13 protein-coding genes are annotated in these 15,695 nt (G+C 64.2%); 6 read left to right on the forward strand and 7 right to left on the reverse strand.

The features are described from left to right. Positions 1 to 40 precede the first annotated feature (40 nt). A complete protein-coding gene (locus tag GRI48_RS14225; RefSeq protein ID WP_337190750.1) occupies positions 41 to 340 on the forward strand; it encodes a hypothetical protein in 300 nt (99 codons plus the stop codon). 50 nt (positions 341 to 390) lie between these two features. Continuing rightward, positions 391 to 834: a response regulator gene (locus GRI48_RS02120; RefSeq protein WP_337190751.1), complete on the forward strand. Its 444-nt coding sequence runs from the start codon at positions 391 to 393 to the stop codon at positions 832 to 834. Here GRI48_RS02120 and GRI48_RS02125 read toward each other — a convergent pair whose 3' ends face one another. The 5 genes from GRI48_RS02125 to GRI48_RS02145 form a co-directional block, all read right to left on the reverse strand. Next, positions 835 to 2,241: an NAD(P)H-dependent flavin oxidoreductase gene (locus tag GRI48_RS02125; protein ID WP_160670733.1), complete on the reverse strand. Its 1,407-nt coding sequence runs from the start codon at positions 2,239 to 2,241 to the stop codon at positions 835 to 837. Between the two features lie 24 nt (positions 2,242 to 2,265). Further along, on the reverse strand, positions 2,266 to 3,000 hold the full coding sequence (locus GRI48_RS02130; RefSeq protein WP_160670736.1) for a class I SAM-dependent methyltransferase: 735 nt from the start codon (positions 2,998 to 3,000) through the stop codon (positions 2,266 to 2,268). After that, positions 3,000 to 4,127, reverse strand: coding sequence for a peptide chain release factor 2 (gene prfB / locus GRI48_RS02135; RefSeq protein WP_160670739.1), 1,128 nt, complete (start codon positions 4,125 to 4,127; stop codon positions 3,000 to 3,002). Before prfB ends, GRI48_RS02130 begins: the two co-directional genes overlap by 1 nt. A gap of 95 nt (positions 4,128 to 4,222) precedes the next feature. Continuing rightward, positions 4,223 to 6,736, reverse strand: a complete 2,514-nt coding sequence (locus tag GRI48_RS02140; protein WP_160670742.1) for a penicillin-binding protein 1A — start codon at positions 6,734 to 6,736, stop codon at positions 4,223 to 4,225. A 27-nt stretch (positions 6,737 to 6,763) separates the two neighbouring features. Further along, positions 6,764 to 7,651: an N-acetylmuramoyl-L-alanine amidase family protein gene (locus GRI48_RS02145; protein WP_160670745.1), complete on the reverse strand. Its 888-nt coding sequence runs from the start codon at positions 7,649 to 7,651 to the stop codon at positions 6,764 to 6,766. 394 nt (positions 7,652 to 8,045) lie between these two features. On the opposite strand from GRI48_RS02145, the gene GRI48_RS02150 reads away from it, so the two are divergent. Further along, positions 8,046 to 10,811, forward strand: coding sequence for an Rne/Rng family ribonuclease (locus GRI48_RS02150; RefSeq protein ID WP_160670748.1), 2,766 nt, complete (start codon positions 8,046 to 8,048; stop codon positions 10,809 to 10,811). Continuing rightward, the gene (locus GRI48_RS02155; protein WP_160670751.1) at positions 10,808 to 11,785 is read left to right on the forward strand and encodes an MBL fold metallo-hydrolase; all 978 of its coding nucleotides are present in this window, start codon (positions 10,808 to 10,810) and stop codon (positions 11,783 to 11,785) included. Before GRI48_RS02150 ends, GRI48_RS02155 begins: the two co-directional genes overlap by 4 nt. A 4-nt stretch (positions 11,786 to 11,789) precedes the next feature. Here the strand turns inward: GRI48_RS02155 and GRI48_RS02160 are convergent, their stop codons facing one another. Then, complete coding sequence (locus tag GRI48_RS02160; protein WP_160670754.1) at positions 11,790 to 12,422, reverse strand: class I SAM-dependent methyltransferase; 633 nt, start codon at positions 12,420 to 12,422, stop codon at positions 11,790 to 11,792. 78 nt (positions 12,423 to 12,500) lie between these two features. Further along, positions 12,501 to 13,292 (reverse strand): nucleotidyltransferase family protein, encoded by a 792-nt coding sequence (locus tag GRI48_RS02165; RefSeq protein ID WP_160670757.1) that lies wholly within the window; start codon positions 13,290 to 13,292, stop codon positions 12,501 to 12,503. A 145-nt stretch (positions 13,293 to 13,437) separates the two neighbouring features. Here GRI48_RS02165 and GRI48_RS02170 point away from each other — a divergent pair, with 145 nt between their 5' ends. Both GRI48_RS02170 and GRI48_RS02175 read left to right on the forward strand, forming a co-directional pair. Beyond that, positions 13,438 to 14,604 carry a hypothetical protein gene (locus GRI48_RS02170; protein WP_160670760.1) on the forward strand — a complete coding sequence of 389 codons (1,167 nt, stop codon included), beginning with the start codon at positions 13,438 to 13,440 and terminating at the stop codon, positions 14,602 to 14,604. Beyond that, on the forward strand, positions 14,601 to 15,695 hold the full coding sequence (locus GRI48_RS02175; RefSeq protein ID WP_160670763.1) for a glycosyltransferase: 1,095 nt from the start codon (positions 14,601 to 14,603) through the stop codon (positions 15,693 to 15,695). The genes GRI48_RS02170 and GRI48_RS02175 overlap by 4 nt, the downstream gene beginning before the upstream one ends.

Consider the following 15,695-nt stretch of genomic DNA (forward strand, 5'->3'; position numbering starts at 1 on the left):
TTTGCCCTTACAAGCAGTGACATCGAAGGATGTCGCACGCGTGATCGAAGTCGAAATTCAGAACGAAACGCACCAGACGCAAGCGCGCCTGCGGTTTGCCGCAGTGCCACGCATCGGCGAAGGCATTCGCCTGCGCGAACCCGACGGATTCTGGGCGTCCTACGACGTCATCGATCTCTGGTACCAGCAAGCCGAATACGGCGACATCTGGATTCCCTATCTGCACGTGCGCATGACCCCGACCGAGCACGCCGCGCAAAATGGCACCGGCATTGCCAATCAGTTCGTAGACCCATCGCGCGACTACGAAGAGCTGGAGTTCGATCCATTCAAGGGCTGATCAAACGCAACAACCCGCCCGCCGGGACGAAGCTATCCGCAGACGGCACGGTGCGCGATGCACGTGCTTCCGATAGTGCAGGTGCGACTCCCGGCCGTCAGGTCGAGCGGAGCGCGGCTCCTGCGACCAAGCGGTACGCGCTGATCGTCGACGACAGCCGCATGATCCGCAGCCTTTCGCGAAGAATCGTCGCAAGCGTCGGCTTCGAGGTGAACGAGGCGGAGAACGGACAGGAAGCGCTCGCCCGGTGCAAGGCTGCCATGCCCGATCTCGTCCTGCTCGACTGGGACATGCCGGTTATGACCGGCATCGAGTTCGTCGCCGCACTGCGTGCCATGCCCGGCGGAACCCGGCCGAAGGTAGTCTTCTGCACGTCCAAGTCGGGCGCGCACGACATCCACAAGGGGATCGATGCGGGCGCCGACGAATGGATCGCCAAGCCGTTCGACGAAGCCGGCCTGCGAGCGAAGCTGCAGACCGTCCTCGCGAGCTGATCAGTCGCCGGTCAGGATCCGCTCGACCAGCTGCGCCACCGTGGGCGTAAAATTGTTCGAATAGAACGGGTCCTGCTTGAACCGGTAGGCCGCATGGCCGGCAAACGCGAGATTGTCGTCCGGATCGCCGCCGTGCGCGATGTCCTGGAGCGTCTTCTGGATGCAGAAGCTGCGCGGGTCGGCGAGGCGACCGGTCGTGTGGTTGTCGTGATCCTTCCAGCTCGAAAACTGGCAGTGCGACAGGCAGCCCATGCAATTCTGCTGATCGGTGCGGATTTGCTCGGCGCTTTCGGGCGTGGCGAACACGACCGTGTCGTCGGGCGTCTTCAGCGCTTCCGTGAAGCCTTCCTGCATCCAGCTCTGCGCCTTGCGCTGATCGCCCGGGTGGACGAAGAAATACTTGGCCTTGCCGTGATCCATGAGCGGGATCGTGCCTTCTTCCTCGTCACGCTTGAAGATCGGGATCTGGCGCTCCGACCGGTGCATCAGATCGTAGAGGAAAGGGGTCTTCACCGCGCTCGAATAGAAGCCGGTGGGCGAGAACTTGTGCAGCAGGACGTCGCCCGGCTCGACGGTGCGGAGCATGTCCTTCCACACCTGCGGAATGGGGCTTTCCTCGGTCAGCAGGGGCCTCGTTCCGAACTGGAAGGCGATCTTGCCCAGCTCGGGATTGTCGATCCATTCATCCCATTCGCGCAGGAACCACACCCCGCCGGCCATGACGATCGCGGTGTCTTCCGAGACGCCTTCGGCACGCATGGTTTCACGCAGCGCCTTGACGCGCGGATAGGGGTCTTCGGGCTTGCGCGGGTCTTCCGCATTGGAGAGGCCGTTGTGTCCGCCCGCGAGCCAGGGGTCTTCGTACACGACCGCCGCCATCAGCTCGGGCACCTTGGAATAGCTGCGCTTCCAGAGCGCGCGGAACGCGCGGGCCGAACTGACGATCGGCAGGTAATGGACATTGTGCTTCGCCGCGATCTCGGCCAGCTTGTAAGGCATGCCTGCACCGCAGGTCACGCCGGTGACCAGACCCGGGCAATTTTCGAGAACCCCTTCGAGCACCTGCTGCGCGCCGCCCATTTCCCACAGGACGTTGATGTTGATCGCGCCCTTCCCGTTTGCGATCTCGTGCGCCATCTTCACCTGAGTGGTGGCTCCATCGATCGCGTAACGGACCAGCTGCTCGAACCGCTCCGTGCGGGTTGCCTGCGGATAGACCTGCGGGATCGGATTGCCATCGCTGTCGTAGCTGTCGGCGTTCACCGCGCTGACGGTTCCGATGGCGCCGGCCGCAGCCCAGGCGCCCGAACTCGCATGGTTCGTCGCGGAGACGCCCTTGCCGCCTTCGATGATCGGCCAGACTTCCCGTCCGCCGTAAACTATCGGGCTCAGCCCCTTGAATGCCATCGGTAATCCTGTCCAGTTTCGCGGTTACTTCGCCGCTTTGCCAGCCTCGCCCGGCGACCCGCGGCATGGCTTGATTTCATTCGGTTGCGGCCTCTTAGCCGCTGCCTTGAATTGTGCATAGTACCCCGACAATTCGGGCGCATCCTTGAAGGCGACGAGTTCAAAGCCGACCTGCTTGAACTCGCACGACAGCAGCAGGGGGTCGATGCCGTGCCGGTCGGTCGGCCGATCGATATCGACGACGATCACTTGCCCGTTCTCGCGAAGCGACGGCCACATGTGCCACAGGAACGCGTAAGGCTCCTGAATCTCGTGATACATGTGGACCATGAATATCCGGTCGAAGCTGCCCGCGGGAAGCTTGGGATCTTCGGGCTCGCCGAGCTTGATCGACACATTGTCGAGCCTTTCGCGCTCGACGCGCCCGGCAAGACGCCGCAGGGCTTCCGGATCGATGTCTTGCGCCAGGACCCGGCCGCCCTTCCCGACACGTTCCGCCAGGCGGACGGTATAATAGCCGTTGCCTGCACCGATATCGGCGACGGTCATCCCTTCCTCGATTTCGGCGAGATCCATCACGGTCTGCGCCTCGCCCCTGCTGTCGCGGGCATCCTCGGTCGAAAACTGGTTGGAACCCAGATTGGAGACCGGACGGTCGGGCTGCGGGAAGCTGGCTGCCTCTTCAGAGCGCCCCTTGCCTGCCTGCTGGCACCCGGCGAGCAATGCAGCTGTTAACAGGTATGGCCCGAGCGACTTCATCAGTCGACGTCCTCGATCTCCACCTTCTCCCCGGTCACGCGCTGTGCAAGGGCGGCGGAGATATAGTCGTCGATCGCGCCGTCGAGAACGCTGTCGGGAGAGGAAGAGGTGACGCCGGTCCGCAAGTCCTTGACCATCTGGTAGGGCTGGAGAACGTAGCTGCGGATCTGGTGGCCCCAACCGATGTCGGTCTTCTCGGCATATTCGCCGCTCGCCGCCGCTTCGCGCTCGGCCATCTCGCGTTCGAACAGCCGCGCCTTCAGCATGTTCATCGCGGTGGCGCGGTTCTTGTGCTGGCTGCGATCGTTCTGGCTTGCGACGACGATACCGGTCGGCTGGTGCGTGATCCTGACCGCGGAATCGGTCGTGTTGACGTGCTGACCGCCCGCCCCGCTTGCGCGATAGGTGTCGATCTTGAGGTCGCTCTCGTTGATCTCGATCGCGATGTCGTCATCGATCACGGGATAGACCCAGACCGAGCTGAAGCTCGTATGGCGCCGCGCCGAACTGTCGTAGGGGCTGATCCGGACGAGCCGGTGCACGCCGCTCTCTGTCTTGGCGTAGCCATAGGCGTTTTCGCCCTTGATCAGCAGCGTCGCCGACTTGATCCCGGCCTGGTCGCCAGACTGGTATTCCACCGTTTCCACCTTGAAACCGCGCCGTTCAGCCCAACGGGCATACATCCGCAGGAGCATCTCGGCCCAGTCCTGGCTTTCCGTGCCGCCTGCACCGGCGTGGATTTCGATATAGGTGTCATTGCCATCGGCCTCGCCTGAAAGCAGCGCCTGAACCTTGTCCGCATCCGCTCGGGCGGCGAGCTTTTCCAGACTGGCGAGACCGTCCGCGACGACGTCCTCGTCGCCTTCTGCGTCGCCCATCTCGATGAACTCGATCGCATCGGCCATTTCGGAGGAGATGTCGTTGACTGTGTTGACCGCCGTCTCGAGCTGCTTCTGCTCCCTACTGACCGCCTGGGCTTCCTTGGGATTGTCCCACAATGTCGGATCCTGGACGCGCGCATTGAGCTCGTCGAGGCGGCGCAGCGCCCGCTCCCAGTCGAGCGATTGGCGGACCAGCGCAAGCGCAGCTTCGATACGGTCGATATAGGCCTGCCCTTCGGCACGCATGTCAGGTCCCCAAGCAATCGGAGGGTAGGAATTGGCGCCCGCTTAGCGGACGCTCCGGAAATGTGAAAGCCTTGTGGCGATCGTGTAAGCGGCGGTTAGTAGATGCCGCCCTGGTCTTCCACGAAATCGGCAGGTTCATCGGCGCGGCCGCTTCTCCGCCCGCTGCGAACCGGATTGCGCGCGGCCCGGATCAGTTCGAGAATCTCGTCGCGACGCGATGCGATCTCGTCCTGCCGGGTGCTGCGATCGGGCTCGGTATCGGGCTTGAAGGCTTCCCAAATGACCCCGGCGAGGGGCTCGTCCGTCGGCCAGGCGTCGAATACGCGCTTGCCAGAGCGGCGGTCGATGCGGACCATGCGGATGCCGGGCGGTGCGACAAAGGGCTCGTCGCTCCATTTCTCGCGCGTTTCCTGCACGAACTGCTTGAAGATCGGCGCGGCGTGCCGCCCGCCCTGGGCATAGCCGCCAAGGCTGCGAGGCTGGTCGAAACCCATGTAGACGCCCGCCACGATGTCCGGCGATCCGCCGACGAACCAGACATTGGTCGGGCCGTTGGTCGTGCCCGTCTTGCCGAACAGGGGGAGATCGAGATCGCGAAGGACGGTCGCGGTGCCGCGCTGCACCACGCCTTCGAGCATGTGCACGACCTGGAAAGCAGTGCGCGGGTCGAGGACCTGCTGGCCGGCCGGTTTGAAGCGCGGCATCGGCTGCCCGTCCCATTGCGCCATGTTGCAGCCGGTGCACTTGCGGTTGTCGGCGCGCCAAACGACCTTTCCGCGCCGGTCCTGCACGTAATCGATCGTCGTGCCCGCTTGCTGGCGTCCGTGATTAGCGAGCGCCGCGTAGGCGTTGACCATCTTGCGAACCGTCGTGTCGCCCGCACCGAGCGCGGTGGAGTAATAGGGATCGTAGTCGCCGATGCCGACGCGCTTGAAGGTCTTGACGACGTTGGTCATTCCCGCCTCGTCGGCGATATGCACCGTCATCAGGTTGCGCGACTGTTCGAGGCCCCAGCGCATCGTGTGCACCCCGCCCCCGCCGCGGTCGAAGTTGCGGAAGCATTTCTCTCCCAGGGCAGCGCCCTGATAGACGCAGAACGTCTGGTCGGGCACTTCGCTCGCGGGCGTCATCCCGCTGTCGAGGCCGGTCGCGTAGACGAAGGGCTTAATCGTCGAGCCCGGCTGGCGATCGGCCTGGGTGGCGCGATTGAAATCGCTGAGCCGCGAATCGAACCCGCCCTGCATCGCGACGATGCGCCCCGTCTGGGGCTTCTCGGCGAGGAATCCGCCCGATACTTCGGGCACGGTGCGCACGCGGTAACCGTTGCCCGAGGGCGAGGCGACGATGACATCGCCCGTCTTGAGAGCGTCGGGAAGGCCGGTCAGCGGCTTTTCCTCGCCATCGGAAAATCCGATAGTCGCGCTCTGTCCCGTTCGCTGGGTCACGACACCCACGCGCCAGTCCTCGTAATTGATCCCGAGGTAGGAGCTGACGAGCTGGCTCTGCCAATTGCCGTCCTCCATCTTCAGGGTGGCAATCGGGCCCGTCCAGCCACGTCCACCATGATAGCGCAGCAGGCCTGCCCGCAGGGCGTTGCGCGCGGCATCCTGCAACTCCGGATCGAGCGAGGTGCGCACCCACAGTCCGCCGGCATAGACCGAATCCTTGCCGTCCTCGGCCGTCTCTCCGAAGCGTTCGATCAGCTCGCGGCGCACTTCCTCGAGGAAGTAGCCGGCATCGACCGAGGCATGGGCCGAACGCAAGGCGCCCAGCCCCAGCGGCCGCGCTTTCGCTTCGGCAGCCTGCGCGTCGGTAATGAAATCGTTCGATGCCATCTGGTCGAGCACGAAGTTGCGGCGCTCGATGGCAAGCGCTTCGTTCTTCTTGCGGCCATAGCGTTCCGGCGCCTTCGGCAGGATCGCGAGAAAGGCCATTTCGTGCAGCTCGAGGTCGCCGACGTCCTTGTCGAAATAGGCGCGCGAGGCGGCCTGCACGCCGAAGCTGCGCCGGCCGAGCGGAATCTCGTTGAGATACAGCGTCAGGATTTCCTGCTTGGACAGGACGCTCTCGATCCGGCGGGCGAGCAGCATTTCCTTCAGTTTGCGGGTGACCGAGTATTCGTCGCCGAGCAGCAGGTTCTTGGCGACCTGTTGGGTGATGGTCGAGCCGCCGACCGCACGCTCGCCCGAGCCGTATTTCGTGGCATAGTCGACGACGGCGCCCAGCGTGCCGGTGATATCGACGCCGCCGTGGCTGAAGAAGGTCTTGTCCTCTGCCGCCAGATAAGCCTCGATCAGCTGCGAGGGGAAATCCTGGTACTGCAACTGGACGCGCCGTTCGCGCGCGTAGGAATGGACGATCTCGCCGTCGATCCCGCGCACCATCGTCGGCAGCGGCGTCTCGTAATCCAGTAGCCGGTCGGCGTCGGGCAGATTGCTCGCGAGCACGGTCCAGCCGATGATGACGATGGCCGCGCCGAGGCCGAATAGAACGGCGAAGACCTTGAACAGGCGGCTTTCCCGCCAGCGCGCAAGAAACCATTGCCACAGAATGGCGGGGTCGCGACGCAGGCGATAGCGGAGGTATTCGAGATCGGCGAGTTCGGTCATCGTGGGCGGTGCCCTAGCATGCGTGGCTCATCTATCGCCAGCCACATTGCTGGAAAGTTTACGCGAAAAATGCGTCCTGATAGCCGAGGCCATTGCTTGCGCAAATCGCTCCTGTCCTTCGCGCGAAGCGAGGCGCTGCGCATCGCGCGCGTTGGTGACGAAACCCGATTCGAACAGGACCGAGGGGATGTCGGGGGCACGCAGCACGATCAGCGAGGCAGATCGCTGCACCTGCGGGTGGAACTCGATCTGTCCGCGGCCCGAACGCTCGATCAGCTGCGCGAACGCGACCGATTCCTCCTGCGTGCGGCGGCGCGACAGGTCGACGAGGATGTCGTTTACCGCCGCGCTGCGACCGCCAAGGTCCACACCGTTGACGGCACCGGACGCGTTCTCGCGCGCCGCGAAGCGCGCCGCAGCCGCGCTCGATGCCGAACTCGACAGCGTGTAGATGCTTGCCCCCGAGACGTCGCTCTGCTCGCCGGCGGAATCGGCATGGATCGAGATGTAGAGGTCGGCCGACAGCTCGCGCGCGATCTGCGGACGGCGCTCGAGCGGCACGAAGCTGTCGTCGTCGCGGATCATCGCCACCCGTACATCGCCCGCCTCGAGCAACCGCTGACGCAAGGCATTGGCAAGGCCGAGGACCAGGTCCTTCTCGAGATAGCCATCCCCGGTCGCCCCGTAATCGAAACCGCCATGCCCCGGATCGAGCACGACCAGCGGATAGGCATCGCCGGCAGGGCCGGAAACGCGCGGAAGTTCTGCCGGCGCCTTCGCCTCCTCGATCGCGAACCGCAGGACATAGTCGCGTCCAAAGATGGGAACGGTGATCCGCGTTCCGGTCACCACGAGGCCCAGCAGCGCTGCCGCAATCAGGGCGATGACGAGGCCGAGCTGGATGCGCAGTTTCATTGCCCGCATGGGTTAGAAGGATGCGTTGCATTTGTGCAATATGGTTGCTCATCAAAACCGGGGGTGCTAGCGCTCCGCCCATCGATGGCACACCGTCGATACCCCGCGCCGGGCACCCTCGCCCGGACCTTACGACAGGTTGACGCACCGATGAGAAGCCTCCTCCCGCAACCGCAGGCGCCGCATTCCGGCGAACTCCTGCGCGTCGCCGGCAGGGCAGCGTGGATATCCCGCATTCTCTGCGATGCAGACACATCATTCCGGCCAGTCGCGGCAGAGCGCGCATGCCGGTCCGTTCAAGCCGCACCAGCCATCCGGCCGGTCGGCCCTTCATACAATTCGCGTCGAGAGCAGGCCGTGGTTCCACGGCCGCCAGGCGCATGGAGAATATTTAATGGCAACGCGTATGCTGATCGATGCGCGCCACCCGGAAGAAACGCGGGTGGCAGTGCTCAAGGGCAACCGGATTGAAGAATTCGATTTCGAATCTGCTGATCACAAGCAGATCAAGGGTAACATCTATCTAGCCAAGGTCACGAGGGTCGAGCCCTCGTTGCAGGCCGCATTCGTCGATTTCGGCGGCAACCGGCACGGTTTCCTCGCCTTCAACGAAATCCACCCCGACTATTACCAGATCCCCCAGTCGGATCGTGAGGCGCTGCTCGCCGAAGAAGCGGCGCACGCCGAAGAAGAAGCGATGCTTCGAGCCGAGGACGACGAGGAGAACGACGGCGAGGACGCCGGTGACGATCTCGACGACAACGGCGACGAAGACGAGGACGACGAGGAAAGCTCGGACGCCCTGGTCGACGATCTCGCCGGTGACGACGAAGGTGTCGAGGAAATCGACACTTCCGAGAAGGACGACGTCTCTACTATCGAGGAAGGCCAGGTCGACGGCAGCGAAGACGACGCGTCAGACGAAGACGAGGACGAAGATCGCAAGTCCGACCAGCGGCGCGGTCGCGGCCGGCGCAAGGGCCGTCGCCAGGGCGGCGGTCGCGGCAAGGCCAAGCAGGCCGACGAATTGCGCGCCAAGCGCCTTGAGCTTCGTCGCCGCTACAAGATCCAGGACGTCATCCAGCGCCGCCAGGTGCTGCTGGTCCAGGTCGTAAAGGAAGAGCGCGGCAACAAGGGGGCGGCGCTGACCACATATCTCAGCCTTGCCGGCCGCTATTGCGTGCTCATGCCCAATTCGAGCCATGGCGGCGGCATCAGCCGCAAGATCTCGAATGTCGGCGACCGCAAGCGGCTGAAGAGCATCGTGTCCGATCTCAGCCTGCCCAAGTCGATGGGGCTGATCGTCCGCACCGCCGGCCTCAGCCGCACGAAGCCGGAGATCAAGCGCGACTTCGATTATCTAGCACGGCTGTGGGACGAGATCCGCGAGCGGACGCTCGCCTCGACCGCGCCGACGCTGATCCACTCGGACTCGGATCTCATCAAGCGCGCCATCCGCGACATCTACAATCGCGAGATCGAGGAAGTCGTCGTCGAGGGCGAGGAAGGCTACAAGTCGGCCAAGCAGTTCATGAAGCTGCTGATGCCGAGCCACGCCCGGCGGGTGAAGGCCTATTCCGATCCGGTCCCGCTGTTCCAGCGCTATGGCGCCGAGGACCAGCTGCGCGCGATGTACGACCCGGTGGTCCAGCTCAAGTCTGGCGGCTACCTCGTCATCAACCCGACCGAGGCGCTGGTCTCGATCGACATCAACTCGGGCCGCTCGACCAAGGAACACGGGATCGAGCAGACCGCGCTCGCGACCAATCTGGAAGCGGCGAAGGAAATCGCCCGTCAGTTGCGGCTGCGAGACATGGCCGGCCTCGTCGTGATCGACTTCATCGACATGGAGTACAACTCCTCCAATCGTAAGGTCGAAAAGTGCATGAAGGATGCGCTCAGGAACGACCGTGCACGCATCCAGATCGGCAGGATCTCCAGTTTCGGCCTGATGGAAATGAGCCGCCAGCGTCTGCGCACCGGCGTGCTCGAGGCGACAACCCGCGAATGTCCGCATTGCGACGGCACCGGCCTTGTCCGGACCGCATCGTCGGCCGGCCTGTCGGCGCTGCGCCTGATCGAGGACGAGGCAGCCAAGGGCAAGGGATCGCTCATCACGCTGTCCGCCAGCACCGAGGCCGCCATCTACCTGCTCAACTCGAAGCGCGCCGACCTGCGCGAAATCGAGGATCGCTACAATGTCTCGGTCGAAGTCCTTCCCGAAGGCGAGGACGAAGGCGCGAAGATGGGTGTGCGCAGCAGCGGACCCCGCCCGACCGCAGCTCCCAAGTTCGATCCGATCGTCGATGAGGAAGACGACGAGCCCGAGGTCGATGAGCCCGAAGATCTGGCCGACGACGAGGACGAGGACGACCGGCCGAAGAAGAAGCGCCGGCGGCGTCGTGGCGGTCGCAACCGCAACCGCAGCCGCGACGAACGCGACGGCGACGACAATGGTTCGGACGATGGCGACGACAGCGACGACGGCGAGGGAAGCGATAGCTCCGACAGCGCTTCCGACGATTCATCGGACAGCGACGACAAGCCCCGCAAGCGGCGTCGCCGTGGCGGCCGTGGACGTCGCGGACGAGGTCGGGATATGGCCGATGGCGACGGAGACGGCAACGAGACCGTGACCGCGGAAGACGCTGCGAACCTGGAGCAGGTGTCGGAACAGATCGTCGAGGACATGGCGGTCGTCGCCGGTCCTGAAGACGCTCCCGAGACCGCGGAAGTTGCGGCCGAGGAAGACGCTAAGCCGAAGAAGAAGCGCGCTCCGCGCAAGAAAAAGGCCGACGCCGAAGCGGCTGCAGAGCCGGTTGCAGGGGAAGATGCCGCGCCCGAGGCAAAGCCGAAGGCAAAGCGCGCCCCTCGCAAGAAGAAGGCTGAAGCCGAGGCGGAGGCCATTGCTGACGCTAGCGACGAGGAAAAGCCGGTGGCCAAGCCGCGCAAGCCTCGCGCTAAGAAAGCCGACAAGACTGACAAGGCGGAAGAGCCCGAAACGGTTGCCAAGTCCGCCGATGCCGCAGCGCCGGCGGTGGCTGAAGTCGGAGCAGATCAAACTGATGAATCTGCGGCACCGGTGTCCCAGGACAGCGGCTCCGACGATCAGGACGACAAGCCGCGCCGCGGTTGGTGGCAACGCACCTTCGGCGAATGACGAGAAGCGAGACCGCCGTCGAGGTACCGGCTCACCACCGGCTTGGCGGCGGTTTTCGCAATCCGCCCGGCAGCCCCCGCCAGACGGCAGGTCTGCGCGACATGTTACGCTTCCTGTTCGTCGACATGCGGCGGGCGAGTGTGCCCCCGATCCCTGCCGGCCATCTAGCGGCGAACCCGCTGAGTCTCGCACAGCTGCATGAAAACGAGATCGCCTGGCTCGGCCATGCCTGTTTCGCAATGCGGATGGCAGGCCAGCTGATCCTGACCGATCCCTATCTGAGCGAAACCGCGGGACCTGCCGGATTGGGGCCAAAGCGGTTCATACCGCCGGCAGTCAGCGCCGATGCGCTGCCCAGGCTCGATCTCATCGCGATCAGCCACAACCACTACGATCACATCGATGCCAAGGCCCTGCGCGCCTATCGCTGGCGAGCCGAGACGCCGGTGATCTGCCCGCTCGGCGTCGGCAAGCTGATGCGCAAGCTCGGCTACGAGCAGGTCACCGAACTCGACTGGTGGCAGCGACAGGTGTTCGGCGAGCTGACGGTGAAATGCCTTCCCGCCGTCCATTTCTCGGGCCGCGGGCCATTCGATCGAAACCGCACCCTCTGGGCGAGTTTCTCATTCCTCTCGAACGAGCGCAAGGTCTGGTTCGGCGGGGACACCGCGCCCGGGCCGGTATTTCGCGAGATCGGCGAACGCGACGGCCCCTACGATCTCGCGATTGTCGGTATCGGGGCCTACGAGCCCCGCTCCATCATGCAGGCAAGCCATGCGACGCCGGAAGAAGGAATTGCGATCGCCCGCGACCTGGGTGCGAATGCCGCATTGGGCATGCACTGGGGCACCGTAATGCTGACGCCGGAAGACCCGTTCGAAGCACCGGAGCGGTTCCGAAAGGCCGCGCTGGAGCAGCAGTATGGCGAAACCAATGCGTGGATTCTGCCGATCGGCGGTAGGCGCGCCTTCTGAGGCGTCAATTGCGCTTGTGCGCGACACCCCATTCGACCCAGCCTGCGAACTTCGGCGTGCGCTTGATGTATTTCTGGCCGAGCGGCTCGACATCGAACAGCGCCCCGCGCAACGAACCGCCGACGGGCCGGGTCAGGTGACACCCGCCCGCGAAGGGCTTCCACACCGGCTCTATCCGCTCCTGCCAGCGCGCGACGTTCGCATCGGGCGAACGCCCGTGTTCGAGGAAGATCAGGCGGCCTTCCGGTTTCAGGATGCGCTTGAGTTCGCTCAGCACCCGCGTTTCGTCCTGTACCGAGCACAGGGTGAAGGTGCATACGACGCTGTCGAAGGTTGATGACGCGAACGGAATGTCTTCGCCCACCCCTTCCTTCATTTCGGTATCCCACCCGTTTGCGCGCGCCCGGGTGCGCGCGTTTTCCAGCAGTTTTGCATTGGGATCGATGCCCGCGAACAGGGAAACCGCGTCACGCTTGTAATATTGCTGGTTGAGACCGCCGCCGCAGCCGATTTCGAATACCCTGCCCGTGGCAAGCGGCACCACTCGTTCCCGCAAACTCGCGATCGCAGGCATCCCGCATGCACATTCGATGACTCGCGGCACGCCATGCCGGTTCCACCAATCCGCCAAACCCATTGCGTGGTCTCCCAGACACGCGCGACCGAGTGGACAGGCTAGCTGCTAAACGGGGATTGGCAACAGGATTTGCGGGAGTCAGCCGAGCGCGACTTGCGGCGCCTGCGGTGCCAGCATCAGCCGCACGGCCTCCAGATCTTCCGGCTTGTCGACATCTACGGCAGCAAGGCCGTCTTGGGCACAGACCACGCTGGCCCGCACTCCGATACGGTCACCGACGCGCGCGATGGCCTGGGCAGCGGTGAGTTTGCCGGACAGGTAATCGAAGAGATTGCGCCATCCCAGGCGTGCGACGAGCTTCCACGGCTTCTTGCGATCGCGTTCCGCCGAGCGCCACAGTTCGAAAACCGCGCGGGCGGCGGGTGTTCGCAGGTAGAACAGGTTGCAGCCCGACCAGCTGCCATCGGCGAACTTGTAGTAGGTCCGCTTACTGCCCGGCACGGCTTTCTCGATCGTTTCACTGCGCGCGAACATCAGCGAAAAGTCTGCCGAGCGCGGTGTTTCCTCCATCAAACTGACGACCCAGTCCGACTGGAGCAGCGCATGGTCTGCGGTGGTAACGATCAGCGGGCGATCTGTCTTGTCGAGGGCGTTGAGCACGCTGGCACTCGGCCCGCCTGCGGGCTGGACGATTTCCGCGCCCAGTTCCAGTGCGCGCGCCACGACGTCGGGATGGTTGCACGACACCAGCACGCGCTTTGCGCCAGCCTGGCGCAATGCCGTGACGACCCTTTCCAGCATGGATTGGCCGGATACCTCGATCAGCGACTTGTGCCGATACCCGTCGATGAGAGCCATGGGATCCACTTCGGCGCGCGATCCAGCCAGCACCAGAGCGTCGAACGCCGGAAGAGTGGGATATTGGGACATCGGTTCCGAGTGTGCGCGATATCGGGCATTTTCGTTTTGCTGCAAGTGCGAAATGTAAAAATGCCCCGTCAGCGCGCCAGAGCGTGGCAGTTTTACGCTTAACCAGTGGCAGGCGGTACCGAATTGCGATAGCGAGCGCGCTGCGATGGCCCGGGTCCTGTTTCTCTTCAACCACGACCAGTTCCATCAGGTGGCGCACAGCCTTCCGATCGCCCTGCAACTGCGTGCGGCTGGTAGGCATGATGTGGTTCTCGCCGCGAGTACGCAGCAGATGGCCGTACACGTCGAGACTCTGGTACGTGAGGCAGGCCAGTCGGTCCCGGTCGAACGGCTGTCCCTCCATCGCGCGACATCGAGGGCATTGGCCAGTTGGCTGGACACCGTCGTTCCGGCACGGAAACTGCTGCTCTATCGCGACAATATCGAGTTCTTTCGCTCGTTCGATGCGCTCGTTACCAGCGAAAAGACCTCGCTGCTGCTCAAGTCGCGCTACGGGCTGACGGACCTGCGGATGATCCACACGCGCCACGGGGCGGGTGATCGGGCGATCGGCTTCGGGCGGGAAGCGCGCGAGTTCGACCTGACTCTCGTCTCCGGCGAGAAGATCGCGCGGCGGCTGGTCGCAGAAGCGAACGTGGATCCGGCCCAGCTGGCAATCGTCGGCTATTCCAAGTTCGACCTGCATGGCGACAACCGCATCGCCAACCCGTTTCCCGATCCGGATCTGCCTATCGTGCTCTATGCACCCCATCCCTCGCCGCGCCTCTCGAGCTATTATCGCTTCGGCCCGGAAGTCCTGCGACGCTTTGCCGCGAGCGAGCGATACAACCTCGTTTTCGCGCCGCATGTCATGCTCTTCGAACGAAGCCGGGTGGTGACGATCAGCCCGCCAGCCATCGCTCGTGTGCCGCAAGTTCCCGCAGAAGCGATCGAGGCTTCCAACATCCTCGTCGATCGCGGCAGCCCGGCATCGAGCGACATGAGCTATACCAACCTTGCCGATATCTACCTCGGCGATGCCAGCAGCCAGGTCTATGAATTTCTCTTCCGGCCGCGCCCTGTCGTCCACCTCGATGCGCACCAAACGCACTGGCATGGAGATCCGAACCATGCCCACTGGAACGCGGGACCGGTATGCACCGATCCTGCGCGCATTCTCGAGACGGTGGACGAGGCGATCGCCACGCATGCGGATTTCCTGCCTACGCAACGGCAGATGGTCGAGGATACTTTCTCCATCTCCGGCGAACCATCGAGCCGGCGTGCCGCCCAAGCCATCGAGAATTTCCTGGAAAAGGAGGGGCTCGGATGAGCGATGTCCGCATCCTGTATGTCATCAATTCGATGGAGGGAGGCGGCGCGGCTTCCCCCCTCCCCGCGATCATGCGCGCGCTGGAAACTGCCGGCGCGCAGGTAAGGCTCGGGGCGCTGCTACGGCGCAACGGTAAGGCGATTCCGCCGATCGAGCGCGCGGGCTACCATGTGCATGTGCGTGACGGCGGCGAGAAGGATCACTTCGCAGCCTACCGCTGGATTGTCGCGCAGGCGCGGGAAATCGGAGCGACGCATGTCTGGACTTCGCTGTCGCGCGCGACGCTTCTCGGCCAGCTCGCCGGCAAGCGGCTGGGGCTGCCAGTGGTCAGCTGGCAGCACAATGCCTTTCTCAAGCTCTGGAACGAGCGGCTCTTGCGCTGGAACTCAGGTGCCTCGCGGTTGTGGATCGCCGATTCCGAGCAGGTTGCGCGGCTCACCGAGCAACGGCTCGATGTGGCTGCTGCCGACCTGGTCACCTGGCCGATCTTCTTCGCTGACCCGGACGCACCGCAAGCCGCGCCCTGGCAAAACGGCGAGACACTCCGGATCGGATCCCTCGGCCGACTGCACAAGGCAAAGGGCTACGATTTCCTGATCGATGCCCTGGCGCAGTTGCAGGCGGAAGGCTTCGTGCCCCCAGTCCCCTTCCAGATCGCCATCGCCGGTGAAGGCGGGCAGGAGCAGGCCTTGAGGGAGCAGTGCGAGCGACTGGGCGTGACGTCGGTCCATTTCTCCGGCTTCACCTCGGACCCCCGCGCATTTCTCGCCGCGCAGCGCCTCTATCTCCAGCCATCGCGGCGGGAAGGCTTCTGCATCGCGGCACACGAGGCCATGCAGGCCGGCCTGCCGGTGCTGGTCAGCGCGACCGGGGAGATGCCGCACACCGTTCACGATGGCGAGATGGGGCGGGTCGTCCCGGTCGGCGATGTCCCGGCACTTGCGGCAGCACTGCGCGATCTGCTGTCCCGACCGGAGCGCCTTGCCGCACTTGGCGCTGCCGCGCGAGGCCGCGTGCTGGAGCGTTACTCGCAGGATCGCTTCGATCGGATCGGCGCCGAAATCGTCGAGCGAATGCGCCGGATGAATTAG

Origin of the sequence: Qipengyuania oceanensis, from assembly GCF_009827535.1 — a bacterium.
GTDB lineage: Bacteria > Pseudomonadota > Alphaproteobacteria > Sphingomonadales > Sphingomonadaceae > Qipengyuania_C > Qipengyuania_C oceanensis.

What these genes read in the sequence shown, in the direction of transcription:
- GRI48_RS02125 (WP_160670733.1), bottom strand. Translation starts at nt 2,241, where the DNA reads ATGGCATTCAAGGGGCTGAGCCCGATAGTTTACGGCGGACGGGAAGTC.
- GRI48_RS02130 (WP_160670736.1), bottom strand. Translation starts at nt 3,000, where the DNA reads ATGAAGTCGCTCGGGCCATACCTGTTAACAGCTGCATTGCTCGCCGGG.
- prfB (WP_160670739.1), bottom strand. Translation starts at nt 4,127, where the DNA reads ATGCGTGCCGAAGGGCAGGCCTATATCGACCGTATCGAAGCTGCGCTT.
- GRI48_RS02140 (WP_160670742.1), bottom strand. Translation starts at nt 6,736, where the DNA reads ATGACCGAACTCGCCGATCTCGAATACCTCCGCTATCGCCTGCGTCGC.
- GRI48_RS02145 (WP_160670745.1), bottom strand. Translation starts at nt 7,651, where the DNA reads ATGAAACTGCGCATCCAGCTCGGCCTCGTCATCGCCCTGATTGCGGCA.
- GRI48_RS02150 (WP_160670748.1), top strand. Translation starts at nt 8,046, where the DNA reads ATGGCAACGCGTATGCTGATCGATGCGCGCCACCCGGAAGAAACGCGG.
- GRI48_RS02155 (WP_160670751.1), top strand. Translation starts at nt 10,808, where the DNA reads ATGACGAGAAGCGAGACCGCCGTCGAGGTACCGGCTCACCACCGGCTT.
- GRI48_RS02160 (WP_160670754.1), bottom strand. Translation starts at nt 12,422, where the DNA reads ATGGGTTTGGCGGATTGGTGGAACCGGCATGGCGTGCCGCGAGTCATC.
- GRI48_RS02165 (WP_160670757.1), bottom strand. Translation starts at nt 13,292, where the DNA reads ATGTCCCAATATCCCACTCTTCCGGCGTTCGACGCTCTGGTGCTGGCT.
- GRI48_RS02170 (WP_160670760.1), top strand. Translation starts at nt 13,438, where the DNA reads ATGGCCCGGGTCCTGTTTCTCTTCAACCACGACCAGTTCCATCAGGTG.
- GRI48_RS02175 (WP_160670763.1), top strand. Translation starts at nt 14,601, where the DNA reads ATGAGCGATGTCCGCATCCTGTATGTCATCAATTCGATGGAGGGAGGC.